Raw genomic sequence first — 24,896 nt, forward strand, 5'->3', positions numbered from 1 at the left:
ACAAAAAACTACATAATCAACGTCGTGGCGAATCACTACATTCGCTCTTTTGTTATGTGATTTTTTATTTCAAGTCCATTATACACTATCTTGGCCGATTTGCGAAGTTTCCTAGAAAGTAAAAAAGACCTCTCACTCTATTTGCCGTTGAGTGAGAGGTCTAACAACCCTATTTACTCAAAAAAGTTTTTCAGCTTTTTGAGTATCCTGTTTTTCCGCTTGTGGACGGCCTGTTGGGAAACACCCAGGCACTTTGCCACGTCGCTCTCTGTTTTCTCGTCAAAGAACAGGGCGGAGATAAAATCCCGTTCTTCTTTGGTAAGCTGCATAAGCGCGGTATGTAGCTTGTCCACCGCAAGTTTTCGGATCACTACATCCTCCACGCTCTCCGCAGCAGCGGCAAACTGGCGGGCGTTTTCTTCCATGAGCCTGTCCAGGGAATCCTCCCGGCTGGGGAGAACCTGTTTGATTTCGCCGTTGCTGCCGTAAACCGGGCGCTCGCTTTTCAGATCCGCCTCAAAGTAGCGCATTTTCCGGTCGCCCCGCATATAAGCGGTATATACTTCGTCCGTAACCTCGACAAATTGGCCGCGAACCCATATTTTCTTTTTACCAGCGTCCACGCTGTGTACCTCCGTTTCGTCTGAATTTCGGGAAGAAATCCAGACGGACGGCGGCCCCCTGCAATGGGGCTGGCTTGTCCTAACGGGAAATAACAGAAATCTGCATTTCCCGACATAGAAAAAGCGCGCACACCTTATGGCGCACGCGCTTGGCTGTTGTCTTTTGCCGGATGATGGGTAAGGCCCAGGGAAAAAGAAAAAGCCTGTCGAACAAAAAAATACCGCAATCCCCTTGAGGAATGCGGTATGTACGGAAAATATTTTTTGTTCGTCAGATGGCAGGCAACCGCCAGGTTCCTTTCTTTTTGGCTCCATGCTATCCCCTTATGGGGACAAGCTGACAGAGATCACCACCTTTCCCCAAACTAAAATGTTAATAGGGGTAGTATAATAGGTGAAATGCAAATAAAATGAGCAAGAAACGCAAATGGAACACAATTCGGTCGCAAGTTCAGACAATATGCGGCGGGAAAATCTCATAAAAAATCGACGTTTGCAAGGTTTTGGCGAGCCGGCGTGAAAACAGACAGGAAAAAGCAGCAGCCTAAATCGTTAGACTACTGCCTTATACTTAAGAATTAATCTCAAAGCGATACCCTACATCCCGAATACAGGAAATCACAAACGGCGGTTTGGGATATACGGCATATAATTTCTGCCGCATACTGCGGACATGGCTGCCCACCGCGATATTTTCATTGCCAAAGGGTTCTTCCTTCCAGACTTTTTCATACATCTGTCCGTAGGTAAGTACCCGCCCTTTATTGGTCACTAATAGGCAGAGCAGGGCGAACTCCTTGGTATTCAGCTCAATTTCCTGCTGGCCGTGATAGATTTTTCGGCGGTCTGGGTAGATTTGCAGACCGGGAAGGGACAGGATCGGCTCCGGGTCAATCTCCCACATTTTCAAATCCGGGTGGAACTGTAAAAAGGTAAGAAAATCCTCAAATGTCCTTTTGTCTTTATCCTCCAGCTCCATAATCACGACTCGTCCGATGGTATCACCTCCCGGCTGCTTGGCCAGGCGGCTTCTCTCAATTTCTTATAGCTCGTTTCACTGATGACGTGTTCCAGTTTGCAAGCGTCCTGTGCTGCAATATCCTGGGGTACACCAGCCTCGATGAGCTGCCTGGTGAAAAACTGGTGCTTTTCGTAAATCTGTTTTGCGGCCTTTTGACCATTATGTGTTAAGGAAAGCGTACCATCAGCCTCTTTTAGAAGGTAGCCCATTTTTGATAATTCCTTAACTGCCCGGCTTACAGAAGGCTTTGTAACACCCAAATACACAGCTATATCAACGCCACGAACACTACCATGCTTTTGATGAAGGATAAGTACAGCTTCAAGATAATCCTCCATAGATGATGTCAAGGCCAATGGCGCACCTCCTTTCCAAATTACTGCGCAAGTTTCCAGCCTATGGCCTCCTGTCTGGCCGATACAAAATCGGCATACAGGCCCTTTTGCTGAATCAGTTCTGCATGAGTACCGCGCTGGACAATATGAGCGTTGTCTAACACAAGGATTTGGTCAGCATTCCGAACGGTTTTCAAGCGATGCGCAATCATAATAATGGTCTTGTCGTGGGTCAATGCTTCGATAGCCCGCTGCAATTCATCCTCATTCTCGGGGTCAACGCTGCTTGTCGCCTCGTCTAAAATGATAATTGGTGCATTTTTCAGCATGGCGCGGGCGATAGAAATCCGCTGCTTCTCGCCGCCGGACAAAGTGCCGCCGCCCTCGCCAATCACGGTGTCATAGCCCTCCGGCAGAGCAGAAATAAAGTCATGGCAGCAAGCCTTCTTCGCTGCCTCAACCACTTGTTCATGGGAGGCGTCCGGACAGCCAAACTTGATATTGTTCTCAATCGTATCTGCAAAGAGGTACACGCTCTGGAACACCATCGAGATATTCTTCATCAGGCTGTCCAGCTTGAAATCCCGTATATCCGTACCGCCAATGGTAATCTTCCCGGCGTTCACATCCCAAAAACGGGCAATCAGGTTGCACATCGTTGTCTTACCTGCCCCGGAAGGACCGACAATGGCCGTAGTTGTTTTTTCGGGAATGGTGAAGCTGACCTGATCCAATATCTTGCGGTCTGCGTAGGAAAAATCCACCTTGTCAAACACAATCTCGCTGGACTTCGGCGTAATGTCAGCGCCTTTTTCGTCCATCACCGGCGTGTCATCAATGGAGTTTGCCGTATCCATCGAGGCTGCCAGCATTTGCAGCAGAGAGGCCATATTCCCGGCGTTCTCCAAATCGTTGAACACCATGAAAGAAGCAATCACCAAAATCAGGCCGTAGGCCAGCGGCAGGGAGCCGTCCAGCCAGAACCAGACTGAGGCCAAAAGCAGCATGACGCTGAACACCCGAACAACGGCCTGTTTGATAGCGTCATAGGGAACACTGGCCTTTGTCAGTTTCAAATTGTCCCGGCAGCTTGCCTTAATTGCACTGCCGATAGACTGTGTGCTGTCCCGTTCCAGCCCAAATGCTTTGACAATCCCCATGCCCTGAATATACTCCAACACGGACTCCACAAGGGACTCCTGTGTGTGCTGGCGTACCCCGCTGAGTGCGACAGATTTGCGAAGCGCCAGTTCCGCCGCCGCAAGGTAAATCAGGACACCGGCAGCGGCCACAAGACCGATCCGCCAGTCGAATATCAGCAGGACGATGACAAGGGCAACCGAGTTGAAAAATCCACCCAGCACCGACACCAGGACACGGGCCGCCGAGTTCTCTACATCGCCCAAAGTTGTTGTGACAATGGCGGTAATGTTCCCAATACTATTCTTGTTGAAGTAGCCCATCGGGATGTAGCGCAGCCGATCTCCGATGTGGATACGCTTTTCCGCCACCATGCAATAGCCGGTTTCCGTCTGCTCCATCGTGGAGAAATAGGTCGTAATGATACGCCCAATGAGGGAAACGGTCATAATTCCCAGCGAAATCCAGATAAACTTTCCGTCCCGGTTGTCAGATACCAGCGCGCCGATCACCACAAAAAGGGCGGCAAACTGCATAGCTGAAAACAGCCCGGACAGGAATGAAAATAACAGGGATTTTTTCAGCAGCCCCTTTTTGCTGCCTGCAAAAGCAAAGATTTTTTTCAATGTTCCATACATCTGACAACACCCCCTTACATCTGGTCTTTTGCGCCGATATGCGCCTGCCACATATCCCGGTAGAGAGGGCAGGTTTCCAGCAGATTCTCATGCGTACCCTGTGCGTGGATGGTTCCATCCTTCACCACAACGATGTTGTCCGCGCCAACAATGGTAGACAGCCGATGTGCAATCACAATCAGGGTCTTGCCAACAGTCAAAGCGGAAATGGCTTTCTGTACCAGCGCCTCGTTTTCAGGGTCGATGTAGGCTGTTGCCTCGTCTAAAATGACAACCGGCGCATTTTTCAGCATGGCACGGGCGATGGCGATCCGCTGGCGTTCGCCGCCGGAAAGATGGGAACCGGCACTGCCGACAACCGTATCATAGCCATTATCCAGCTTGCGGATAAAGGCGTCGCAGCTGCTTTGTTTGGCAGCCTGTTCCACCTCCGCGTCCGTGGCACCGGGCCTTCCCATGCGGATATTCTCCCGGATACTGCGGTTAAACAGGTAGTTGTCTTGGGATACATAGGAAATCTGGTCTGCAATTTCAGTGAGTGAAATGTCTTTCAGTTCATAGCCGCCGAGAGTAATGCTGCCGGATGTAACATCCCAATATCCGGCAATCAATTTTGCCACAGTAGATTTACCGGAGCCGGATGGCCCCACAAAGGCAGTCATGCTTCCGGGCCGGATAGCGAGGCTCACATCATGTAAAACCTCTGTCACTCCGTCATAGGAAAACGACACATGATTCAGAGAAATGTTGGTATCTGCCAACTTGACAGGCATATCCTTATGGTGCAGTTCTTCGGCGTTCAGAAGCTGGCTGATTTCTTCCACATTAGTTCCCAACACAGCCAAATCATCCGTAAAGGTAAAAGCCGCAATAATCGGCCCAATCAATCCCAGTGAGAAAATCACAATGGATAAAAAAACAGAAAGCTCCAGACTGCCGGAAATCCAGAACGCGAAACCGCAGGGCAGCACACAGATCAGCACCGAGGGCAAAATAGCATTGTAGGCGCTCATGGTTTTCTGGTTTTCCCTCATCCAGTCCACATAGTAATTGGCGTTATAGTTTACTGCGTCAGAATACTTTTTGTAGGAACCGGCAGATTGGCTAAACGCTTTGACTACCTCAATACCGCCAATATATTCTACAATGGCGTTTGCCATCTGCTTTCCAGCTTTGACCGCGCCCTCCCATTTGGCAGGATAATTCTTCATGCCGGCGGACATGACAGCAAGGCCCACCACCAGCGTAACAAGGGACAGGAGCGCCATGCGCCAGTCCAAAAAGAACAGATACACTACAATCACAAGCGGCACCAGTACATTTGCGGTCATTTCCGGGATCAGGTGCGCAAAGGTCGGCTCCATTCCCTCTACCCGGTCAACAATCGTCGTTTTATATTGACCGGATGGAGTATCCAAAATCGTCCCCATAGGGACACGGGCCAATTTTGCTGTGATATTCTCCCGTAGATCGCGCAATGTGTAATAGGTTGCTGTGTGGGAAATGGTGGTAGACAGGTTAGAAAATATGACTTTTCCCAAATAACCGCAAAGCGCAATTACGCAAGCTACTATATAGCGAAAGAAATCTCGCTCTCCAGACAGCATAAGCGTAACAATATGCGCCACACAGAAATAGGGCACCATCTGGCAGGCCACGCCTAATACCGCAAGGATAATGCTGCCGATGAATTTCCCGTGATATGGCTTGCCCCATCCCCATAAGGTGCCTATGGGTGACTCCTTCTTTTCTTCTTTCACTTTACAGATACCCCCTTTATGAAATAGTTTCTAATTTTTTCAAGTCCATCCGCATCCATTGGAAATTGGTCGATGATAGAACCATCCTCAAAATGGACAATATCCGTACAACAGTCTAATATCAACTCAAGGTCGTGAGTAATGACATACACGGTAATACCCGTGTCCCTGACTTGTTGCAGGACATTTGCGACCTCTTTCATGTGCTTATAATCAAGGCCGCTGGTCGGTTCATCGAAAAATAAGATAGAGCGTTTAGAAGCGATTGCTGAAGCAATCGCTACCCGCTGTTTTTGGCCGCCGGAGAGAGACATGGGGTGTCTGTCTTTGAAATCTGTTAAATCTAACTCGGCAAGGATTTTTTCTGCCTGCTCCTTACTTTCGTCCTCCATGCTGATTAAAACCTCATCTAACACCGTTTCCGTAAAAAGCTGATGATTGACTTCCTGCATTACCATATAGCAGGTATTCAACCTGTCTTTGGGACGGTAGGCTTTTCCATTCCATATAACCTCGCCGCACCGCTTTTCCAGACCGCAAAAGCACCGGGAGAAAGTCGATTTTCCAGCTCCATTATTTCCAATAATTCCTACAATACGGTTCGCTGGAATTTTGCTTTCATGAATGTGAAGCGTTTCCGGCTCGTTTTTATAAGCAAAACAGAAATTGCGAAGCTCCATTTGTTCTCCAATTTGCGGTGATATTTCGGGCGGCAGCAAATCTTCAAGAATAAAGGTGCGAAGGCCCATATCGGCTCTTTGCTGCTCTGTAAGTTGCTCAAACTCTGCCGCAGAGTAATCCCTTTCCACTTGTCCAGCAGTAATATAAATAAAGCGATCCGCAAGGCCCCGCAGGTAGTAAAGCCGATGTTCTGACACGATAATTGTTTTTCCCTGCGACTTCCAAAATGCAAGTATAGATCTCAAATCGAGAATAGAAGAAGCATCGAGGTTAGACGATGGTTCGTCCATAACAAGTACATCAGGCTCCATAATCGACACCCCAGCACAGGCGATTTTCTGTTTTTCTCCCCCGGAGAGGTGAAAAATATTGCGCCCCATCAGTTTCTCCAAATGAAAATCCCGGACGGTTTTTTCTAATCGTTCTCGAATACTTCGCTCTGGCTGGCCGAGATTTTCACATCCGAATGTAATTTCACTGGTCGTGTCCACATTAAAAAATTGAGAGCGTGGATTTTGAAATACGCTGCCTACTGTTTTCGCAGTATCATAAAGTGGCTGCTCCGAAACCTTTGCCTCATTCACCCAAACATTTCCGCTCATTTTGCCCTCATAGTAGTGAGGGATCAGGCCGTTAATCAGACGGGTAATTGTCGTTTTCCCACAGCCGCTTTCGCCGCAAAGTACAATAAATTGTCCATCCTCTATGTTCAGGTTTATATCTTGAACACCACCGGTGCTCTCGCTTTCTTCCCCATAAGAGAAGGTCACATGGTCAATCCGTATCACAGGCTCACCTCCTCAAAAAGTAATTTGCCGCTGCAATAAAAATAAAATAAAACAGAGGATACAAAACAAGATGGCAACCACATCTTGAACATGGAAACCGATCTGACATACATTTGTGCGCTTGACGGGGGCACCCAGCCCCCGTGTCAACGCAGCGGCAGAAAGTTCGTCGCCAATCTTCACAACGGATACCATCAGAGGAACAAGCCTGTATTCTACCATCAGAAAGGGATTTTTTCCGCCGAAACGGATGTTCCGCATTTTCATTGCGTCCCGAATTGCCTGATATTCTTCGCTAATTGTTGGGAAAAAACGAAAAATCACAGACATGGGGATGACAATTTTTTCTGTGATGTGCATACGCTCCATCGCACTGATAAATTCGCTGACGGAAGTTGATGAGATCAGCCATGCGCCGGTCATGATGCCAGGTGCAAATCGTGTCATGATAGATGTAATCGCAAGCACGATAAAGGAAAGCAGGCCACTTAAATACACAAGGGCAATCCGCTCCAATGCAAAGCAGGCTACATAGAGCAGCAAATATTTTCCTGCTGTTTTGAAACGATGTTCCGACAAAATCAACACAAAAGGCACAAGGCTTAAACAGGGCTTGACAATATTCATAATTCCTTCGTTGCTGGTGCTGAACATCAATGTCGTAATCGTCAACAATAGGACGAGCTTTGTGCGAGGGTCAAACAATATCCCTTTTCTTTTTTCGGTTGTCGCAGAGAATGATACCCCGTCCATTACACGATTCCCGCTTTAGCAAAATGCTTTTTCAGAAGAGCCTTACCTAACAGACCACCCAAAATCGCAAATGCAAAAATCCCGGCAATCACCAGAATAATGCTCCACATGGGCATGACAGCCATTACTCGATCAGCGTATTCCTCACCGAAGCTGGCTGCGAAACTGGCCCAGGAGTCCTCTACCATGAAATACATGGGGATGTATGTACCAACCATCCAAAGGCTAAATACCGCATAGCCAATCAGGCTTTTTTTAGCACTTTTATAACCGCCAGATTTCAGGATCAAATCGCCCAGTAAACCAAAGATCAATCCCATTGGCACACCCCAGAAGCCCATGCCGGTCAAGCCCATCAGCAAACCGCTTAAAATCCCCATAATCGTAACCATGCCGAATTTTTTCACTCTTGTCAGGAACAGCATGAAAGGGATACCTGTAATCAAAGACCACAAGGCACCGAGGATCGGTAAAAAGATGGGTACAAACCCAATAGGAATGGCGACACAGCAGCCGATCACGAAGTAGAGAACGGTGAACAGGCCGAGGTTAATCAGGTCTTTTGCTTGTAACTTGTTGCTCATAATGAGTACCTCCATATTGTTTTTGGGGTTAGCATTGCCTAACCTCTTTGTATAATACACCAGTTAGCTAAGTCTATCTATAACCAATCAACATTTTAGCTCCAAACAGCAACGAGTTTTCTTGTTGACTGACTTCGCTTGCAATTCTATAATATAAATTAAAATCAAGGGCAATGAGCCAGACAAATCGACAGGAGTTAAAAATGAAGATTGATGATATTATTAGAAAATGTATTGAATTTCCCGGCGTTTCAATAAAACGCAGCGAGTTCAGCGCAGAACTACTTATGAAAACCAAGGAAGGAAAAGGGTCTATGACGTTTTTTCAACTTTTCCCCGGACTTACTATTGCGTATATTTTTATAAATTCTCCGACATGGGCAGCTCCAAATTTGGATGAAGGTAGTTTCATTAAAAAAGGGCCTTTGCTTCTAAACTATTGCATGACTGGTCGTTGTGAGATTATCTTGAATAACGGAAACTTTGTATATGTGAAAGATGGGGATATTTCTCTCACGGAGTCTTTTGCCCAAAAGCAATACGTCTATCCCCGCCGTATCTATGAGGGAATGGAGCTTTTCGTTGATACTAATACATTGGCAACAGAGAGTACATGGATACTAAAAGAGTTTGGCATAGACTTTCCTAAAATCATTGAACTTTTTTGCCCAAACGATAATACTTATATCTCAGCAGTTACTCCTGAAGTTGAAGAAATATTGACTAAACTCTGGGAACTTTTTGATATTGCGCCTCCGTTTTCGATTTCGCAAATGAAGATCTATGTTCTGGCTCTATTTTCATTACTACAAAATCTTAACAATATCCCCCCATCGCAAGCCTGCACATTTTTTACTGAAACACAGGTAGATATAGCAAAACGTGTTGAAAAAATTATCACTTCCGATTTGCGGCAACATCATCCTGCATGGGAATTGGCAGCTCAGTTTTCTGTCAGCGAAACCAGCTTGAAAAACTATTTTCGTGGCGTTTTTGGTCAAAATATTTCCATCTATCTACGGGAAGTCCGAATGAAAAAAGCTGCGGAGTTACTCATCACCACGAGATTATCGGTGTCAGAAGTAGCGGAGCAAGTAGGCTATGTGAACCAAAGCAAATTTGCCGCCGTATTCAAAAAACAGTTTGACCTTTCTCCTCTGGAATACCGTCGGTCTAATAAATTAAATGAGTTGTAAACCTATGTACCCAGCCGCCTGCGCGGCTGGGCTTCTTCTTTTTTAGGTTGTTAAAAATCTGGGCAGCCATAGCCCAGCACCTCATAATGCCCCACAGGGTAGCTGTTCTGGCGGACGGAATCGCCGGAGTTGCCTTCAATGGTGTAAACACGCCCATTCTCCACCTTCTCCACAATCCCGGTATGGTCGGAAAGCCCGTCCTGCCCGTTCTCATCATCCCAGTCAAAGAAGATAATCATGCCGGGGGCCGGTTCGGCGGAGCCGTCCATCCATTGGCCCCTGTCCTTGAACCACTGTACGCCATTGACGCACCCGGCATATTGGGGGATCACGCCGGTGTCAATATAGCCGCACTCGTTGGCACACCAGGAAACGAAACACGCACACCACTCGACGCGCCCGGAAAAACCATACCAGCTCCAGTACGGCTCGCCGCCCACGTTCCCCACCTGGGAGAGCGCCACGGAGACGATGGCCCCGTCCTCGGTGTAAATGCCGTAGAGGACGGCGCTCCACAGGCTGCGGTTTTCCTCGGCCAAAAGTTCGGCAAGCTGCTCTTTCTGTTCTTTGTCAAACCCGTACTGCTCTGCCATTTCCTCGGCGGTCTTGTGGCTGACGGTGATATACAGATAAGTTTGGGTGACGGTGGATTCCGTCTCCACGATATTGCCGTGGCCGTCGTCGGTTTCGGTGATGACCGTTTCCGTCCTGGTTTCCGTGCGGGAAGATATTTGGTTCATCTCCCAGAAAATATCCGTGAGGATGGCCTTCTTGCTGTCGTCAATGGTGGCCACCTCCTGGGGGTTATCCGGGTCGGTGGTCGTCTTGACGGCATAGACGGCAAGCACCTCCGGCCAGACGGCGCGGGAGCCGGACATCTCCAGCACGTCATGGGACAGATTGGCCTTTGTGGTGTCGATCTGCTGCTGGTAATCATCGTTGATCTCCTGCACCACGTTCTGCATGGTATAGCCAGAACCGCTGTCCTCGCCGGAAAAGAAAATGCCGAAGCAGGAGCCGATCAAAAGCCCGATGAGGCAGATAATGACAATGACCAGCACGGCGATCCAGCCCCCGGCGGCGATGGCGGCAATCAGCGCCTTGGTGGCTGCAATAATGGCTTTCACCGCCGCGATGGTAGCCTTGGCCGCAACCTTTGCAGCTACAACCGCCGCCCTGGCCGCAGCGCGGGCCGCGTGGGCGGCGGCCCTGGCGGCTCTGGCCGTGGCCTGCGCTGTCCGCTGGGCGGCTTTGGCCGCCTGCTGTGTGGTCTTGATACTGGCCTTGGCGGTTTTTTCCGCCGTCTTGATGGATTTGCTGGCGGTTTTTACCGTCCCTTTGGCGGTAGAGGACGCCTGCTTGATGGTCTTGCGGCCCCTGTCCACGGTTTTAATGCTTTTCTTTCCCCGATCCAGGGTCTTGACGGCCCCGCGCTCCTGACGGAGCGTCCTTACCGGCTCGGAGATCCTGTCCGCCGCCTGCCGGGTTTTCCTCGCCGCCTGCTTCTCAGCTTGTTTTTTCGGCTGTGCGGCTGCGGCTTTCCGCTTCTGGATATTCTCCTTGACCTTGGAGATGTTCTCCTTTGTGGTCTTTATCCCTTTGCGGCCCTGCTTGTCGAACTGGTGGATTGCTTCATGGGCGACGTTATCCACCCCGGAAGAAAGGCGGTCGGACGCATACTCGCCGGGGGAGCTTTCCGCCGCATACAGGCTGTGGTCGGCCTTATCCCTGGTGCGGATATACGCCTCTTTCATCCGTTCCGAGGCAACCGCCGCTTTGTCAATGGCCTTAATTCCTTTTTCGGCCACCCTTGTTTTAATGCCCTTGCCCATGGGCTTCACCTCCTTTCCAGGGCGGGCGCGCCCTTATTCCTCCAGCAGCTTTGCCACAACCACCATCCGCCCGTTTGTCCGGGAATACTCGCAGGTGGAAAGGGTGATAAGCTGGTCGCCATATTCCGCGCTTACGCCCGTATCGTAAAGCGCCAGCGCCTTGCACTCGGCAATATACCCGTCAAAAGCCCCGGCGCTCTCCGCATTGACAAAGTGGTAATACTTGAAGCCTTCCTCCGAGTAGGCCACCGTCTTAAAGGCGGCGATTACTTCATATTCGCCAAAGCTGTCCAGAGTATCAAAGCGGATGGTCTTGTGTTCCCGGTAAAAATCCTCGCTTTCATACTTGCACAGGTCGGAGAACATACTGCCGTTGTTCATGTGATGGCCGTACAGCACCAGGTTGTCGGAAATACCGATGTCGCAGTTTTCCTGCATATAGGGCACCCCGTAGCTGCTGTACGACTGATCAAAGGCGTGCTTCAGATAGAAATTGGGGTTGTCCTTGGTCTGCATAACGGGGTAATCGATCCGGGTGCCGGGAACGGTAATCCAGCCCACCAGGTCGCTGTTCTGGGCGTACACATCCGCATATTTCTCAAAAGCCGTAAGTTCTTCCGGCTCTGGGGCCGAGTCATCGGCAAGTTCCAGCGTGGGCGGCTCTACATCTTCCTTAACCAAATCCGCCACTTCTGCAAAGGCTTCGGCGCTCTGTTTCTGGTCAAGGTATTCACGGGCCAGCATAGCCCCGGAGAAAAGGAACAGGGCGGCGCAAAGGGCCGCCCCTGCAATCATCAGTCTGCTTTTAACTTTGTCACTCATATTTCACCCTCCTGTACTTATCGTGTCTGTTCCTTGCTGGCCGCTTGGCGGCGCTGCCCGGCCTGGGCCGCTTTCAGCCCCTGCAGCTCGGTTTTCACCGATGAGCGCCCGCCATTGATTCGCTCCACTGTGAGCGCCGTGTCGCGCTCCATTTCAGAAAACGCCTTGCCACAGGACAGCACAAATCCCCGCAGCTTGGCAAGCACACCCTTATCCGCAGATAATTCCTTGCTTTCCTGGGGTTCCTTTTCCGCAAGGGCAAGCCCGGCGTTTTTGATGTGGCCGCCCGCCTGGTGCAATTCTTCCCGCATGACGTCCAGCCTCACGGCAAGCTGCCCCATGCTTTTTTCCGCATGGGCAAAGCCACGTCCCATCCGGGAAAGAACCGAGGGGATACGCAGGGCCTGGGCAGCATGGCACAGGGCGGAGCGCCCTTTCTCCCGGAAAGTCTGCACCATCTGCTTTGCAGATGAAATGAGGTTTTCTTTTGCCGTGGAAACCATTACTTTGGTCTGGCGGACTTTACCCTCCACAGTGTCTACAAGCTGAGAGCACCGGGCGCGGATTCCCTTGTCGTGGAGCTTGCCCACCTCCATGCGCATTTCCTTCATTTCGTCCATCATCTGTGACAGCTTTTCTTCCATACCGTCGATATAGCCCACCAGGGCCTGCACTTCTTCCTTTTGCTTTTGAAGCCCGTTCTGCTCCAAAACGGAAATCAGGTCTATGATCTGCGGATAGTCCCGCAGCGCAAGAGCTGGTTCAGCCATTGTTCATTCCTCCATTCTCAAAAGTATCATCGCGCCGGTTCCACCTGCTTTTTCGCAGGGGGCAGCTCCCGGCAGTATTCCGGGTAACGGATTTTCACTCCTTCCATAAAGTAGGGGGCGAACTCGCAGCAGAACAAATCCTCCGGGGAATAGGCGTTGCTGTGCTCCGGGTCGGTATAGCCGTTCCAGAGATTAAAAGCAAGGCGGCACACCCGGACGGTGCCGCTGGTCTGCCAGCCGCCGTGCATACCATCCGGTTCAATGCAATCCTGCTTGAAATCAAACATCCGGCGGATGTTTGCCCGCGTTTCCGGGGCAATCCCCATCACATAGAAAAAGGCCCGGTGGTAACAGTCGTTCCTCCGAGCCTCGCTCATCATATCTAAAAAGAAATCCCGGTGCTCCGGGGACGCAAAGCGGATATTGCTCATGCCGGCACCTCCTCGCCGCCGAATACACCTTCACCGGGCTTGGTGGTCATCAAAGCATAGAGCTTTGTATCACGGGGGAACCGGTTGATGAAAGGCACCAGGGCGCTGCCATACCGGATGAGGCCACAGCCCGCGTCTGCGTTGGTGACGTAGCTCATCTGTTCATTGGAGATATTGAGGAGCTTCGCCAGCTTTGCCCGGTCGGACGCCGCCTGATTCAGCATGACAATAAACTCCGAGTTGGAGAGCATGGTGCTGGCCTGGACGGAATCCAAAAGGTACTCCACGTTCTGGGTGATCGCCGTCGGATAAGCGCCGCGCTTTCTGAATTGCCTCCATGCGGAATTAAAGAAAATGCCGCTTTGCTCATTTTCAAACATCACATGAAACTCGTCGATGAACACATGGGTGCGCTTGCCCCGTTTCCAGTTGAGGGTGACGCGGTTCAGGATCGTATCGGTGATGACCAGGGAACCGGCAGGCTTTAGCTGCTCGCCCAGGCCATGGATGTCAAACACCACATAGGGCTTGCTCAAATCCACGGTGCTTTCCCGGCCAAAGATGTCCAAAGAGCCGGTGGTATAAAGCTCAAGGGAAAGGGCGATCTCTTTCGCCTTGTCCTCCGGCTGCTCCAGCAGCTTCTGGCGCAGGTCGCAGAGGGTGGCGGCCCGCCCGGCTTTCTCCGCCTCCGGGTACACCAGGGCGGTGCAGCGGTCGATGATGGATTTGTGCTGCGGCCCCACGCCGCGCTTGTCGATCTGCTCGATGAGGGACATGACAAACTGGCTTTTTTCTACAATCGGGTTGTTTTCCCCGTAGCCCTCCACCATATACATGGCGTTTAAGCGGTCTTTTCCGCCCGCCACCAGATGGGCCACCGTTGCTCTCTCCCGGCCCAGGGTTTTGACCAGCGCGCCAAATTCTCCCTCCGGGTCGCAGATCAGGATGTCATCGTCGGCATAATCCGGGTGGAGCATGAGGAACGCAATCAATTCCTTTGCACTGAAGGATTTGCCTGCGCCAGGTACGCCCAGCAGAAAGGCCGACTGGTTCAAAAGGTTCGCCTTGTTGCACATGATGAGGTTGTGGGAAATGGCGTTCTCTCCAAAGTAAATGCCGCCCTTGTCCTGGATCTCCTGTACCTTAAAGGGGATGAATACCGCCAAACTCTCGGTGGTGAGGGTACGAAAGGCGTTGATTTTCCGCGCACCGATGGGCAGGGCGGTATTCAGGCCGTCGAGCTGCTGGAACTTGAGCACCGCAAGCTGGCACATATGCTTTCGAGCCACGGAGAGTACGGCTTCGGTATCGCTGTCAAGCTGCTCCTTGGTATCGGCGGTGATGGCCAGGGTCATCACCGCGAACATCATCCGCTGGTCGCGGGTGGTGAGGTCGTCCAAAAACTCCTTGCTTTCCTTGCGCTGCAATTCCATATCATAGGGCACTACAGCAGAGAAGTTGTTGTTGGCGTTCTGGCGGCGCTGCCAGTTGGTGATGTTGGTCTCCACGCCCAGCAGGCGGTTTTCTACCTCCCGCACGGCTTCATCCGTGGGCACCGGCACAATGTCGATGGAGAACATCAGGTTGCGGGCCATGTCGGTAAGCTCCGTTACCATGTTATCCTTAATATAAGAGGCGTAGTCTTTGAGGAACAGCACCCGGCAGAACTTATCGCCCAGCTTCAGATAGTCGCTGTTTTTCTCGATCCCATCCGGGCAGATATAGTCCTTAAAGCTGTGGCCCCGTTTCATCATTTCGCGGGCATTGAACACAAACTCGGATTCCTCGCCCTGGCGGTAGAAGTCGTGCAGGATACGCAGGCGCTCGGTGGCGTCCAGCTCCACACACTTGGAACCCAGGGCCGCAAAGTAGGAAATGAGGTCGGCCCCCACGCGGGCAAAGTAGGAGCGGGCCTCCTCAACGTCCTTCTTCACCACGGAGATGGTGATATATTTTTCCTGCATAATGCCGTTGGCCCCGGTGGCCTTATCCAGCAGCATTTGGTTATACTCCCCACGGTACTCGTCCCGGAAATCCCCCTGTATGGGCATGAGGATGGACGTTTCAAAGTTGGCCTTGTTCAAGCGGCGGTTGTTGATGGTGATTTTCGTCACCGCGCCGGAGTCCAGGGAATTGAGCAGCTCCGAGTAGGTGAGGAACATGGATTCCTTGTCCTCCCGGCTGGCTACCAGGTAGTTGATGTCCGAAAAGCGGTAGGTTTTGGAGAAGCGGTTGCCGGTCAAAAAAATGCCGTCCGGCCAGATACGGCGGACGGGGATCACGTCCTGCACTTTCCGGGGGACGGTGTATCGCTCCTTTTCCTGCTTGGACATGGTTTTGATGGTCTTAATCATGCTTGGCCTCCTTCCGTTTGTGAAAATGTTTCGGCTCTTTGGGCTGCTGGTTGGCGGGCCGCCCGGTTTGCAGCCCTTCGATGGTATCTTTCAGCGCCGCGTAGTAGTAGTTGCTGTCCTCGAATTTGAGTTCCTTCGGCTCCAGCATTTCCGAGCGCAGCCATGCCCAGATGAATTGCTCCGCCGTCATGCCGTGGTAGGTGACAAAGCCCAGCATGGCAAAGGGGGCCGCCCCCAGAATGCACATCCAGGACAGGGTTTCCACCCCGAAGTAGGGGCGCAGGATAAAATAAAGGCCCACGGCCACGCCGCAGGCGAGAACAGAAAAAATGAACTGCCGCATACTCAGCCCGAAAAACATGGATTCGGTGTAGTTACGGATTTCCCGGTTGATCTTGACTTCCAAAATATCACCTCACAATCACTTCGCCGGTTTCCAGGTAAACAATGCTGCTCTTGGGGATATAGGCAAAGCCCAGCAGCCGGTCGCCCACGGTAAAAATCTCGTCTGGAGCCGCTTTGGAGAAGTGGCCCACAATCCCTTTTTCTGCGGGCAGGTCGTAATCCTCCACCATTGGGATGGCGGTTCCGTCAATCAAGTGCAGCACATAGGTTTGATAACGCATTTGTTTTCCTCCTTATTACAGGCCCATCATCTCGCGCACCACGCGGTCGGCCATTTTCACCGCGCCCACGAGGACAAGCATATTAAAGACCAGCTCCCCGATATAGCTCCACACCTGTGTGACAGCCGCCGCGTTGGGGTCGATAGCAGGCGGGGCCGCCGCGAACAGGGAAAAGATGATACAGGCCAGCACGATGATGGCCCCTTCCAGACACACGGCGGCATAGCTCTTGATAAAGCTCTTACCCACGTTTTGGGTCGGTTCCCCGGCGAAGGTGGACAGGGGCACCGGTGCGATGGCCGTGTAAAGGTACAGGCGGAAAAACCGCCCGTAGACAGTCATTATCATAATGAAAGACAATATCGTGATAAACAGCCCGCCGATGAGCGTGACCGCCCAGAGGGGGATACTCTCGAAAAAGCCGCAGCTTTCCACCGCCGTGATGATCTCCTGGGGAAGAACCGTCTGCTGCGCGGTTCCAAAGCCCGCCGCGTTCATAATGGTAGAAACAAGGCCCTGGACAATATTAAAGAGGGCCATCATCAGCTCCAGCCCATAGGTCACGACGCCTTTGGCAATGGCAAACCGGATAAACAGTTTCAGCGCGTGCTCCGGCTTTTTGACCTCTGCGAAGCTGCCGCAGGTTTTCACAATCCCGATGACGAAGAACAGCACCAGAAGCGCAAGGCCAATCGCCCTTACCGCGTCGTGGATGTTGACAATGACGCTCCAAATCGTGCCGCCCTTGAACTGTTCCGGGCTTTGGGTGATGAGCTGCCAGATCTCGGACAGGTACTTGTTCCAGGTGTCTAAAGCGTTTTGCAGGTTCTGAACAACCCAGTTATCGGACATTCCGCTACCTCCTTTCCGGCAGCGGTAAGGGACGGGCCGCAGCGGCCCGCCCCCGCACTGCCATATTTTCGCTTATCGTCCGCCGCGCTCCTGCGGCTGGCGGACAATGCCGTAAACATCATCCACAAAATACCGTCCGACAAAGGGGTTAAAAATCGCGTGGCATTTTACGCCGTTATACTCGGCCAGGTAGTCGTTGTCCCCCAGGCGTTTGAGGATGGTTGCCTCGCCCAGCACGTTCTTTTCCCCCTGCTTCAAAGAGTGGATATAGCACTCGCATTTCAGATTCATAGCCATACTCCTTTCCGCTGGAAAATCAGCCCGTAATGAGCGTGAGGATTTCCTTTGCAAACGTAATCACGACGCCGCCAGCTAAAGTGAGGAAGCCGTTGGCCCGCTGGCTGGGGTCGTGGGATTTGAGAGACAAGCCGATCTGCACCACGCCAAAGCCCAGCAGGATCATACCAATGGCCCGGATCAGGCCGAAGATGAAATCGCTGAGGTTGTTGATAACCGTGAGCGGGTCGCTGGCGGCAAAGGCCGTGGTGGTGCAGCAGCACAGCATGAGTACCAGGGCCGTGTAAACGGCAAAGGCACTTTTGCTCTTTTTGCCCATGGGCAGGCTGCGGGTTTCCTTGTTCTTCTTGTTAAACAGTTTCATTTTGCTTTTCCTCCTTGAATTGAAAGATTTTCTCCATGTCCTCATCGGACAGAAGTTCACAAAGGGTTTCCGGCTCCTGGATATTGGCAAGGTCGCCGGGGGTAAGGCTGCCAATGGCCATGTCCGCCACGGCGTTTTCGGTGCCGCCATGGGTATAGGCCGGTGCGCCGCCATCGGTGGTGTACTTCACATTCGGGTGCTTTAGCAGGTCGTACTTCTCGTCCATCAGCGGCGGCTCCCCACGGATAAAGAGCAGCGCCAGGTTGTTGTCCAGCATACGCACCTCATCCGGGGTCAAAAGCTCCCGGCCCGTGATCTGGTTGTTGGTGGAGTAGCTGCCGGAATGGCCGGTGCTCTTGCCGTAGGTGTCCAGCCAGAGGGTGCTTTTGCCCAGGTAGTTCTCGGAGATCAGCTTGTGGGTGCTGGTTTCGTTGCCGCCCAGGTACAAAAACTCGTCGCAGTTGCCCATGATGGATTCCCATTGTTTTTCGTACAACGCCTTGAGCTGGGCGATGTTCTGGATGATGATGGACACCGAGATGTTCCGGCTCCGCATGGTGGCCAGCAGCTTGTCGAAATCGTCCGGCAAGCTGACGTTGGCAAACTCGTCCATGAGGAAATGCACCGGCACGGGCAGGCTGCCGCCATGCACCCGGTCGGCGCTGTAAAATAACTCCTGGAAGGTGCTGGCGTAAAGCAGGCTGACTAAAAAGTTAAAGCTGCTGTCATTGTCGGGGATCAGCGCGAACAGCGCCACCTTCTTTTCGCCGAGGGACGCCAAATCCAGTTCGTCCGTGGCGGTAAGCGCGGCCACGCTGGACAGGTTAAACTTCTCCAGCCGTGCGGCAAGGGTGATCTGGATAGATTTTAAGGTCTTGGCGCTGCCGGAACGGTAATCCTTGTAATACTTCACCGCGATGTGGTCGGGTGAGCGCATTTCCAGGCGCTCAAACAGTTCGTCAAGCAGCGATTGGTAGCTGTCGTCATCCTCCCGCACCTCACCGGCCCGGAGCATTTCCATTATCATCGCAAAGTTTTTTTCGTCCTCCGGCGCTTCATAATGGAGATAGAAAACCAGCGCCATGAGGAGCATACTGGCCGCCGTGTCCCAGAAGGGGTCGTTTGACTGGCTCCCTTTTGGGGTGGTGGATTTGAACAGGTTTGTGACCATCTTCTGCACGTCGTTGTCGTTCTTCAGATAGGCGAAGGGATTGTAACAATGGCTTTTCTCCATGTTCAGAAGGTCTACCACCTTGATCTCGTAGCCCATCCGTTCCAGCAGGCCGCCGCAGTCGCGCAGCAGTTCCCCTTTACAGTCCAGCACAAAGTAAGAGACATGGGACGCCTGGAGCAGGTTGGGCTTTGCATAGAACCGGCTTTTTCCTGCTCCGCTGCCGCCGCATACCAGGGAATTGAGCGTCCTGCGGTGCTTTTTCCCGTCCAGGCCCATGCGGACGTGCTGGGTAAAAATGCGGTTTTGGAACGGGTCTTTATCCCGGTATTTCTTATTCACGGCCCGCGGATCGCCCCATTTGGCGGAGCCGTGTTCCTCGCCCCTGCGGTAATTGCGCCGGGAAGAAAGGTAAATGCCTATGCCCAGTCCATAGGCGGCAATAAAAATGAGGACAGCTTTTACACTGTCCTCGCACCACACGATTTGGAATGGATGGTTCATTGCCGCAGGCAGGGCGTTTACGATCTCCGAAAGGCCCCCGGAAAGGGACGGCGCAATCAGCAGGGCAAACCAGATTACCGGGATCAGCCCCAGGGCATAGAGCCAGGGGCCGCCCGTCTTGTTATCGGGCTTCATTCCGGCGCTTCGCTTTCCTGTCTTTTTGGGCTGGGGCGTCAATGGTTTTTAAGAGCACATCTTCCACCGGGCCGGGGTCGCGCTGTTCCTCCAGCAGATCGTTCCGCAGTTCGTTGAGGGCCCGGATCATAATCCCGTGCTCGTAGCTGTCCAAGGTGAGGACAACCTTGTCCTGTCGTTCCATTTTTCAAAACCTCCTTTACCGTTCCTGTTCCTTCTGCCTGCTGGCGCGGGTAAGGCCCATGGCCCTTGCCATGCGCCCGTTCATCTCCTTGAAGGTGTCGCGCATATCGGTGAGGGCTGCCGGAACCTCCTCCCTGGGGTCTTGCCCCTGGAGTACGCCGTCCAGCCTGGAGATGTCGTATCCCTTTACGTCTACGCCGTACCGCTGGCAGAGCATATAGCTGACGGCGTAGGCTTTGTAGCCCTCCGCCTCGCGGGAATAGCCCTCATGGTTTTTGGCAAGCTGCACATTGGCCGCCTCCAGGGAGACGCAGCGGAAAATGTCCGGCGCGTCCATGCCCTTTTTTACCAGGATGGCGTTTTGCTCCGGGTCATACACGGCCCCGCGCCCCTGGGGCAGTTCGTCCACTGCCCGGATAGGCACCGGGGAACTGGCGATCAGCCCTTTTAAGAGCAGGCGGTCGTCGTAGCTCACCTGGGGCTGGGCTTCATCCCGCGCCGTGGTCTGGGCAATATCAAAGACTTCCTTGGCGTAAAAGTTCTGGCCCACGCTGCCGTCCTCGCGCCGGTACGCCTTGCCCGGCTCTAAAATAATGATGGGCAGTCGTTTTTCATCCTCCAGAACCTCAATCCCCTGGGATTCCCATTCCTTACGGCCACCCACACGCTGGGCGGCAGGGTATTGCTGCCCGATAAGGATGGCGTTGCGGGCCGAGTGGAAGGGGAAACGGCTTTGCGTATCCAAATATGCCTTCATATCGCCGCGCCCCTCGGAAAACGCCCCGAATACCCCGTCCAGGGCAGCGTAGGCTTCTTTCCGCTGCTTTTCTTCTTTCACCTGCCACCATTGCTTTTTCGGCTTTTCTGCCTGCGGCTCCGGTTTGCGGGGAACCGTCTCATTTTGGGGCTGCTGTTCAAACAGATCGTCAAAGTTATTCATGACCGATTACCTCTCTTTCGATTTTGGCTTCTTTCTGGGCTTGGGCGGCTGGTGCCGCGTAGTTTTCTGGGCCGCCTTTTTCCGGGGCGCAGCTGGTTCTTCGTGATGAGGGGCCTCCGCCTCTTTCTTCCGCTGGGCCTGGATGTCCCGAAGCTCCTGCCGCACGGACGGCTTTTCCGGCCCATCAGAAGTACCCCTTGCGGAGTTGCTGCTGTTCTCTAAGGTAGGCGCGGACGGATGGGATTTTTCCGCCGCTGGGGCAAAAGGGGCGTTCTTTTCCGCTGCCGGGTTCTCCGGCTGGGCTTTTTCTTTCTGGGTTGGCTTTTCCATCAACTCGTCGATGAGCAGATCCTCCTCGCTCTTTTCCGGCGCGGCCTTCTCCGGGGCTGCCGGTTCGCTTCCGCGCTCCTCGCGGGATTTCTCAATATCTTCCTTAATCGAAGCCGTATCCACCACCGTGAGCTTGAACTTCTCCACGATCCGGTTGGCCCGTGCGGCGTCGTCTTGGAATACCAGGATGTCGATGGTGTCATCCTCCTTCCGTACCGGGATAGGTGCATAGAGAATCCCGTACCCCTTGGCCTGCCTGGCAAACTCCGGGCAGTCCTCTTTTTTAATGGTATAGACCTTCAAAGGGCGCTTTTCCCGCAGCATGGTTTCAATGCGGGCTTTGCCCTTGGTCTTTTTCTGGTCTTTCAGTACCGTGTAAAGGGCGGCGGCCAGATTTTTCGCGGCTGCGCCGGTGATCTTGAGGGCGACTTCCGCGCCCTCCAGGCTCATGCGTACCACTTGCTCCGCCGCGTCGCCTGAGTTATACATCAAAAATCATCTCCTTTCGGTTGAGCGGCCCGCCCGTTCCGGCTCCAGACGGCCTTTTTCCGTTTTCCCGGCTTGCTGTTCTTCGCGGGCGGCCCGTATCTTATCCTTGATGGAAGCAGAGCGCAGGGCAATATCCCCGCACAGCTTTACCTCCCGGCGCAGCTCCTTGACCTGTGCCGTAAGGACGGCAATCTCCGTCCGGATCTGCTCCTGCCTGGCGGGGTCGCCCAGCACCGCCCTGGTGCGCTGTTTCCGGTACAGGCTTTTCCGCTGTTCCGTTATGCTGGAAAGCCGAGATTCCATATCAGCTTGATAGGCATTGAGCTGCTCCAGGGTGTCAATACGGTGGCGGGAAAGCAGCCGCGCCTCGTCGGTAAGTTCCTCTGCCCGGATCAAATCCTCCCGCAGCGCGTGGGGCACATGGCCCGTCTGGCGGTTCTGCTTTTTGGGGAACACCCCCAGCAGGTAGCAGTAGTGGAAGTAGAGAGCGCGGAACCCCGTCGCCTTTTTGGCCTGTTTCAAGTCCCCGTGGAGCCTGCACCGTTTCGGCTCCGGCGTTTGTTCCCGCTGGGGGCGGCTCTGGGCCAGAATCCGCCTGCGGATGTTCTCCAGGGAATAGCCCTCGCCAAAGTTGCGCGCAAGTTTCCTGCCGTGGGGCCGGTCGTAGGGGCGCACCGTAATGTCCTTGCCCACCTTGATGTCGTAGCCCATCTGCCGCAGATGATAAAAAAATTGCCGTTCCGTCATCGACTGGCGGATGGCAGCGTCCACATCGGCTTTGATAAGGGAAAGGTAGGTGGGGCGGCCTTCCTGCTCGGCCCGCCATTCCCCGTAGTGCTTGGATTTTCCGCGCTGGGGGTTTTCAATGACGGACAGGCCGTATTCCCGGCACAACCGGTCGGATTCCCGCTGCATGGCAAAGTAGTCCTTTTCGCTGCGGTAATACTTGATCCCGTCAACGAAAGATACGGTGTTGACAACAAAGTGGTTGTGCAGGTGATGGGCTTTGTCCAGATGGGTGGCCACCAGCACCTGGTATTTTTCACCCCACAGTTTTTTCGCCAGGGCAAGGCCGATCTCATGGGCCAGCTCCGGCGTAGCCTCGCCGGGGGCAAAGCTCTGATAGCCGTGGTAGGCCACAGTCCCGTCCTCCTTTCCAAACCGCTTTTTCACCGCCATCATCTCGTCGCGGGCAGTAGAGGGGCTGCAATTCACCCCGGAGACAAACCGCTGCATGACCGGCGCGCCTTCTTCATCGGGCGCAATCCGGCCCGTTTTCTCCTGCCGGGCAGCGTACTCGATCACGTCCGAAAGGCCCTGGGCCTCCTGGCCGTCCATGCCCTGCTTTTCAAAGGCGGCGGGGTTTTCTGTTTTATCCGGGTTCTCCACATAGATGAGCACTTTCCCCAGCCAGCCCTTTACCCGCCAGATAGATGTCGTGGCCATGGTTACTCCATTGGCCTGGGCAGGATCACGGCTTTGGTGATGTCGCGGACGAGCCGGTCAAACTTTTTTACTTCCTCATCGTAGCGGCGCTCATCAATGACGCCCAGCACATGGGCTTTCTGGGCGATCTGGTTTAGGTTGTTGCCCACGCCGTGCAGCTCCCGCATGAAGTGGTAATAATCGGGCGGCGGCGCGTCCTGGGGGACGACGCCGTTAATGAGATGGCGCAGGTAAACCTCTTGGGAAAGCCCACTTTTGCGTACCGCTTTCATAAAGCCCTGGTATTCCTTGTTATCGAGCCGCACCTGTACGCGGCAGTTTCTTTTCCTCATTCCTTGTCCTCCTCATGGTAGCGGCGGTTGATTTGAAGCAGGCACATGACCAGTACGCCGCACACGCCGCCCAGCAGAAATCCAATGGCAAAAAACAATCCTTCCATAGAAAACCTCCATTCTTTCAAAGGGGTATTAGGGGGCGCTCCCCCTAACAAGCGGTGTTTGGGCGACCAAACACGATGCTTGCTGGTACATACACGTTCCATTCCCCGCAGGGGAATCGCAGATGTCCGAAAAAACAATTCATCGTCCATCCCGGTCGCGGCTTCGGCCCCTGGGATAAAACTCCACGTCCTTGAAGCTCTCCGCGTCCAGGATATATTCGCCGTTTTTCCAGTTATCGGCCACTGTCCGGCGGGCCTCCTCGCGGCTTTCCGCCTCCACCGTGACCGTCATTTCCAGCGTCTCGCGGATGGTAATGTCGTACTCTTTCATCGTTCCAGCTCCTTTCCTTTTGCGCTGCGGATGGGAATCCTCAGCCGGTGGCAGAGAAAATCATTGACGTCTTTCCCCTGGGGCGGCGGGCGGTTTTTCACCTCGTACCCTTCGGGAATAGCCGCCAGGATGGCCTTGGCCGCCAGCCTGCCGGGGCCGTCGTTGTCCAGATGGAGATAGAGGGTTTTTACATGGGGGTGATCCTCCAAAAACCGGGTGAGGGCGGCGGGCAGCTTGCTTTCCTCGATCTTTTTCTTCGGCTGGTAAATCCCGGCCAGGGATAACAGGTTGTGCCGCCGCCAGTCCATCCCGTCCAGCTTGCACAGGGTGGCGTAGGACATGACATCAATGGCGCACTCGCACAGATGGACAGCCGGGTTTTCCACGCAGGCGGGCAGGGCAAAGGAATAGTGCTTGTCGCTGCCGCTTAAATCCCCGTGGAACCGGGCTTCGCCAATCCCCCGCAGGCAGCCGAACCGCGCTTTCCCGGCTTTGTCAAAGCCCACAAATACCACGTTGCCGTGGCCCTTGTTCCGGCTCTCATAAATCCGCCCGGTCTTAATGCAGTAGTCCAAAATCTCCTGGTCAATGCCCCGGCCCGCAAGATATTGGAGCATGGCCCGGTTATCCGGGGCGGGCGGCGGCAAAAGCAGGCGCTTGGGCTTTTCCGCCTTTGGGGCGGGCGCACGGGACGGCGGCGGGATGGACGCCCTGCCGATGACGGCCTCCATGGCCTCCATAAAAGAGCAGCCCTTGACTTTGATGAGGTAGTCCAGCGCGCTGTACCCGCCGATCCCACGGGAAAACCAGCACCATTTGCCGTTGGAAATCCGCAGGCTGTCATGTTCCCTGGTGCAGTAGACATTGCCGGAAACGTGGACAAGCTCCTGCGGCTCGCAGGCTTGCAGGTAGGTGAATAAGTCTACCTCCCGCGCTTTTTCAATCTCCTCCTGGTTGTAAAAAGGCATAAAAAAATACAGCCCCCTTTCCATAGCCGCAGATTTACCGCCCGCATGGGGCGGCTGGCTATGTAAAGGGGGCGATGTCCTTTTCAGATATGT

At 53.3% G+C, this 24,896-nt stretch carries 28 protein-coding genes; 1 reads left to right on the forward strand and 27 read right to left on the reverse strand.

What is annotated here, in order from left to right:
• Nucleotides 1–173 precede the first annotated feature (173 nt).
• From H8S80_RS34935 to H8S80_RS31910, 8 genes are all read right to left on the reverse strand, one after another.
• Nucleotides 174–623 (reverse strand): RNA polymerase sigma factor, encoded by a 450-nt coding sequence (locus H8S80_RS34935; protein WP_055271137.1) that lies wholly within the window; start codon nt 621–623, stop codon nt 174–176.
• Nucleotides 624–1,194: 571 nt separating this feature from the next.
• On the reverse strand, nt 1,195–1,602 hold the full coding sequence (locus H8S80_RS31880; protein ID WP_055271135.1) for a winged helix-turn-helix domain-containing protein: 408 nt from the start codon (nt 1,600–1,602) through the stop codon (nt 1,195–1,197).
• 2 nt (nt 1,603–1,604) lie between these two features.
• Nucleotides 1,605–2,000 (reverse strand): metal-dependent transcriptional regulator, encoded by a 396-nt coding sequence (locus tag H8S80_RS31885; protein WP_055271133.1) that lies wholly within the window; start codon nt 1,998–2,000, stop codon nt 1,605–1,607.
• Between the two features lie 20 nt (nt 2,001–2,020).
• Nucleotides 2,021–3,757: an ABC transporter ATP-binding protein gene (locus H8S80_RS31890; protein ID WP_055271131.1), complete on the reverse strand. Its 1,737-nt coding sequence runs from the start codon at nt 3,755–3,757 to the stop codon at nt 2,021–2,023.
• A 14-nt stretch (nt 3,758–3,771) separates the two neighbouring features.
• The gene (locus tag H8S80_RS31895) at nt 3,772–5,517 is read right to left on the reverse strand and encodes an ABC transporter ATP-binding protein (RefSeq protein WP_055271129.1); all 1,746 of its coding nucleotides are present in this window, start codon (nt 5,515–5,517) and stop codon (nt 3,772–3,774) included.
• Nucleotides 5,514–6,986 carry an ABC transporter ATP-binding protein gene (locus H8S80_RS31900; protein ID WP_117633567.1) on the reverse strand — a complete coding sequence of 491 codons (1,473 nt, stop codon included), beginning with the start codon at nt 6,984–6,986 and terminating at the stop codon, nt 5,514–5,516. Before H8S80_RS31900 ends, H8S80_RS31895 begins: the two co-directional genes overlap by 4 nt.
• Before the next feature lie 12 nt (nt 6,987–6,998).
• A complete protein-coding gene (locus H8S80_RS31905) occupies nt 6,999–7,739 on the reverse strand; it encodes an energy-coupling factor transporter transmembrane component T (protein ID WP_055271125.1) in 741 nt (246 codons plus the stop codon).
• Nucleotides 7,739–8,323 carry an MptD family putative ECF transporter S component gene (locus H8S80_RS31910; RefSeq protein ID WP_055271123.1) on the reverse strand — a complete coding sequence of 195 codons (585 nt, stop codon included), beginning with the start codon at nt 8,321–8,323 and terminating at the stop codon, nt 7,739–7,741. Before H8S80_RS31910 ends, H8S80_RS31905 begins: the two co-directional genes overlap by 1 nt.
• Before the next feature lie 203 nt (nt 8,324–8,526).
• Between H8S80_RS31910 and H8S80_RS31915 the strand changes: the two genes are divergently transcribed.
• The gene (locus tag H8S80_RS31915) at nt 8,527–9,519 is read left to right on the forward strand and encodes an AraC family transcriptional regulator (protein ID WP_055271121.1); all 993 of its coding nucleotides are present in this window, start codon (nt 8,527–8,529) and stop codon (nt 9,517–9,519) included.
• Between the two features lie 50 nt (nt 9,520–9,569).
• On the opposite strand, the gene H8S80_RS31920 is transcribed toward H8S80_RS31915, so the two are convergent.
• The 19 genes from H8S80_RS31920 to H8S80_RS32010 form a co-directional block, all read right to left on the reverse strand.
• Entirely contained in the window at nt 9,570–11,351 is a 1,782-nt protein-coding gene (locus tag H8S80_RS31920; RefSeq protein WP_055271119.1) for a CHAP domain-containing protein, read from the reverse strand.
• A gap of 33 nt (nt 11,352–11,384) precedes the next feature.
• Nucleotides 11,385–12,173 (reverse strand): class B sortase, encoded by a 789-nt coding sequence (gene srtB, locus H8S80_RS31925; RefSeq protein WP_117633566.1) that lies wholly within the window; start codon nt 12,171–12,173, stop codon nt 11,385–11,387.
• A 17-nt stretch (nt 12,174–12,190) separates the two neighbouring features.
• Entirely contained in the window at nt 12,191–12,943 is a 753-nt protein-coding gene (locus H8S80_RS31930) for a DUF6674 family protein (RefSeq protein ID WP_117633565.1), read from the reverse strand.
• A gap of 26 nt (nt 12,944–12,969) precedes the next feature.
• Complete coding sequence (locus H8S80_RS31935; protein ID WP_055271113.1) at nt 12,970–13,374, reverse strand: DUF6075 family protein; 405 nt, start codon at nt 13,372–13,374, stop codon at nt 12,970–12,972.
• On the reverse strand, nt 13,371–15,728 hold the full coding sequence (locus tag H8S80_RS31940) for a VirB4-like conjugal transfer ATPase, CD1110 family (protein WP_187049091.1): 2,358 nt from the start codon (nt 15,726–15,728) through the stop codon (nt 13,371–13,373). Before H8S80_RS31940 ends, H8S80_RS31935 begins: the two co-directional genes overlap by 4 nt.
• Nucleotides 15,721–16,134: a PrgI family protein gene (locus H8S80_RS31945; protein WP_117633563.1), complete on the reverse strand. Its 414-nt coding sequence runs from the start codon at nt 16,132–16,134 to the stop codon at nt 15,721–15,723. Before H8S80_RS31945 ends, H8S80_RS31940 begins: the two co-directional genes overlap by 8 nt.
• A 4-nt stretch (nt 16,135–16,138) precedes the next feature.
• On the reverse strand, nt 16,139–16,354 hold the full coding sequence (locus tag H8S80_RS31950) for a hypothetical protein (RefSeq protein WP_117633562.1): 216 nt from the start codon (nt 16,352–16,354) through the stop codon (nt 16,139–16,141).
• 15 nt (nt 16,355–16,369) lie between these two features.
• Nucleotides 16,370–17,206, reverse strand: coding sequence for a VirB6/TrbL-like conjugal transfer protein, CD1112 family (locus tag H8S80_RS31955; RefSeq protein WP_055271105.1), 837 nt, complete (start codon nt 17,204–17,206; stop codon nt 16,370–16,372).
• A 72-nt stretch (nt 17,207–17,278) separates the two neighbouring features.
• Entirely contained in the window at nt 17,279–17,497 is a 219-nt protein-coding gene (locus tag H8S80_RS31960; RefSeq protein WP_243008042.1) for a hypothetical protein, read from the reverse strand.
• A gap of 25 nt (nt 17,498–17,522) precedes the next feature.
• Nucleotides 17,523–17,867 (reverse strand): hypothetical protein, encoded by a 345-nt coding sequence (locus tag H8S80_RS31965; RefSeq protein ID WP_055271101.1) that lies wholly within the window; start codon nt 17,865–17,867, stop codon nt 17,523–17,525.
• Nucleotides 17,854–19,677 carry a VirD4-like conjugal transfer protein, CD1115 family gene (locus tag H8S80_RS31970; protein ID WP_117633561.1) on the reverse strand — a complete coding sequence of 608 codons (1,824 nt, stop codon included), beginning with the start codon at nt 19,675–19,677 and terminating at the stop codon, nt 17,854–17,856. Before H8S80_RS31970 ends, H8S80_RS31965 begins: the two co-directional genes overlap by 14 nt.
• The gene (locus H8S80_RS31975; RefSeq protein WP_055271097.1) at nt 19,664–19,861 is read right to left on the reverse strand and encodes a hypothetical protein; all 198 of its coding nucleotides are present in this window, start codon (nt 19,859–19,861) and stop codon (nt 19,664–19,666) included. The genes H8S80_RS31970 and H8S80_RS31975 overlap by 14 nt, the downstream gene beginning before the upstream one ends.
• A gap of 15 nt (nt 19,862–19,876) precedes the next feature.
• Nucleotides 19,877–20,800 carry a hypothetical protein gene (locus tag H8S80_RS31980; RefSeq protein WP_055271095.1) on the reverse strand — a complete coding sequence of 308 codons (924 nt, stop codon included), beginning with the start codon at nt 20,798–20,800 and terminating at the stop codon, nt 19,877–19,879.
• A 6-nt stretch (nt 20,801–20,806) separates the two neighbouring features.
• The gene (locus H8S80_RS31985; protein WP_117633560.1) at nt 20,807–21,619 is read right to left on the reverse strand and encodes a DUF3801 domain-containing protein; all 813 of its coding nucleotides are present in this window, start codon (nt 21,617–21,619) and stop codon (nt 20,807–20,809) included.
• Between the two features lie 6 nt (nt 21,620–21,625).
• Nucleotides 21,626–23,065 (reverse strand): relaxase/mobilization nuclease domain-containing protein, encoded by a 1,440-nt coding sequence (locus tag H8S80_RS31990; protein WP_055271091.1) that lies wholly within the window; start codon nt 23,063–23,065, stop codon nt 21,626–21,628.
• A 2-nt stretch (nt 23,066–23,067) separates the two neighbouring features.
• The gene (locus tag H8S80_RS31995) at nt 23,068–23,397 is read right to left on the reverse strand and encodes a plasmid mobilization protein (RefSeq protein ID WP_055271089.1); all 330 of its coding nucleotides are present in this window, start codon (nt 23,395–23,397) and stop codon (nt 23,068–23,070) included.
• Entirely contained in the window at nt 23,394–23,504 is a 111-nt protein-coding gene (locus H8S80_RS32000) for a DUF3789 domain-containing protein (RefSeq protein WP_117633559.1), read from the reverse strand. Before H8S80_RS32000 ends, H8S80_RS31995 begins: the two co-directional genes overlap by 4 nt.
• Before the next feature lie 139 nt (nt 23,505–23,643).
• A complete protein-coding gene (locus H8S80_RS32005) occupies nt 23,644–23,835 on the reverse strand; it encodes a DpnD/PcfM family protein (protein ID WP_055271087.1) in 192 nt (63 codons plus the stop codon).
• On the reverse strand, nt 23,832–24,803 hold the full coding sequence (locus tag H8S80_RS32010) for a DUF3991 and TOPRIM domain-containing protein (protein WP_055271150.1): 972 nt from the start codon (nt 24,801–24,803) through the stop codon (nt 23,832–23,834). The genes H8S80_RS32005 and H8S80_RS32010 overlap by 4 nt, the downstream gene beginning before the upstream one ends.
• Between the last annotated feature and the right edge of the window lie 93 nt (nt 24,804–24,896).

Source organism: Hungatella sp. L36 (assembly GCF_014288035.1).

What these genes read in the sequence shown, in the direction of transcription:
- H8S80_RS31980 (WP_055271095.1), bottom strand. Translation starts at nt 20,800, where the DNA reads ATGAATAACTTTGACGATCTGTTTGAACAGCAGCCCCAAAATGAGACG.
- H8S80_RS31965 (WP_055271101.1), bottom strand. Translation starts at nt 17,867, where the DNA reads ATGAAACTGTTTAACAAGAAGAACAAGGAAACCCGCAGCCTGCCCATG.
- H8S80_RS31975 (WP_055271097.1), bottom strand. Translation starts at nt 19,861, where the DNA reads ATGGAACGACAGGACAAGGTTGTCCTCACCTTGGACAGCTACGAGCAC.
- H8S80_RS31995 (WP_055271089.1), bottom strand. Translation starts at nt 23,397, where the DNA reads ATGAGGAAAAGAAACTGCCGCGTACAGGTGCGGCTCGATAACAAGGAA.
- H8S80_RS31990 (WP_055271091.1), bottom strand. Translation starts at nt 23,065, where the DNA reads ATGGCCACGACATCTATCTGGCGGGTAAAGGGCTGGCTGGGGAAAGTG.
- H8S80_RS31960 (WP_243008042.1), bottom strand. Translation starts at nt 17,497, where the DNA reads ATGAATCTGAAATGCGAGTGCTATATCCACTCTTTGAAGCAGGGGGAA.
- H8S80_RS31930 (WP_117633565.1), bottom strand. Translation starts at nt 12,943, where the DNA reads ATGGCTGAACCAGCTCTTGCGCTGCGGGACTATCCGCAGATCATAGAC.
- H8S80_RS31910 (WP_055271123.1), bottom strand. Translation starts at nt 8,323, where the DNA reads ATGAGCAACAAGTTACAAGCAAAAGACCTGATTAACCTCGGCCTGTTC.
- H8S80_RS31935 (WP_055271113.1), bottom strand. Translation starts at nt 13,374, where the DNA reads ATGAGCAATATCCGCTTTGCGTCCCCGGAGCACCGGGATTTCTTTTTA.
- H8S80_RS31920 (WP_055271119.1), bottom strand. Translation starts at nt 11,351, where the DNA reads ATGGGCAAGGGCATTAAAACAAGGGTGGCCGAAAAAGGAATTAAGGCC.
- H8S80_RS32010 (WP_055271150.1), bottom strand. Translation starts at nt 24,803, where the DNA reads ATGCCTTTTTACAACCAGGAGGAGATTGAAAAAGCGCGGGAGGTAGAC.
- H8S80_RS31955 (WP_055271105.1), bottom strand. Translation starts at nt 17,206, where the DNA reads ATGTCCGATAACTGGGTTGTTCAGAACCTGCAAAACGCTTTAGACACC.
- srtB (WP_117633566.1), bottom strand. Translation starts at nt 12,173, where the DNA reads ATGAGTGACAAAGTTAAAAGCAGACTGATGATTGCAGGGGCGGCCCTT.
- H8S80_RS31985 (WP_117633560.1), bottom strand. Translation starts at nt 21,619, where the DNA reads ATGTATAACTCAGGCGACGCGGCGGAGCAAGTGGTACGCATGAGCCTG.
- H8S80_RS31970 (WP_117633561.1), bottom strand. Translation starts at nt 19,677, where the DNA reads ATGAAGCCCGATAACAAGACGGGCGGCCCCTGGCTCTATGCCCTGGGG.
- H8S80_RS31880 (WP_055271135.1), bottom strand. Translation starts at nt 1,602, where the DNA reads ATGGAGCTGGAGGATAAAGACAAAAGGACATTTGAGGATTTTCTTACC.
- H8S80_RS31915 (WP_055271121.1), top strand. Translation starts at nt 8,527, where the DNA reads ATGAAGATTGATGATATTATTAGAAAATGTATTGAATTTCCCGGCGTT.
- H8S80_RS31890 (WP_055271131.1), bottom strand. Translation starts at nt 3,757, where the DNA reads ATGTATGGAACATTGAAAAAAATCTTTGCTTTTGCAGGCAGCAAAAAG.
- H8S80_RS31950 (WP_117633562.1), bottom strand. Translation starts at nt 16,354, where the DNA reads ATGCGTTATCAAACCTATGTGCTGCACTTGATTGACGGAACCGCCATC.
- H8S80_RS31940 (WP_187049091.1), bottom strand. Translation starts at nt 15,728, where the DNA reads ATGATTAAGACCATCAAAACCATGTCCAAGCAGGAAAAGGAGCGATAC.
- H8S80_RS31905 (WP_055271125.1), bottom strand. Translation starts at nt 7,739, where the DNA reads ATGGACGGGGTATCATTCTCTGCGACAACCGAAAAAAGAAAAGGGATA.
- H8S80_RS32005 (WP_055271087.1), bottom strand. Translation starts at nt 23,835, where the DNA reads ATGAAAGAGTACGACATTACCATCCGCGAGACGCTGGAAATGACGGTC.
- H8S80_RS32000 (WP_117633559.1), bottom strand. Translation starts at nt 23,504, where the DNA reads ATGGAAGGATTGTTTTTTGCCATTGGATTTCTGCTGGGCGGCGTGTGC.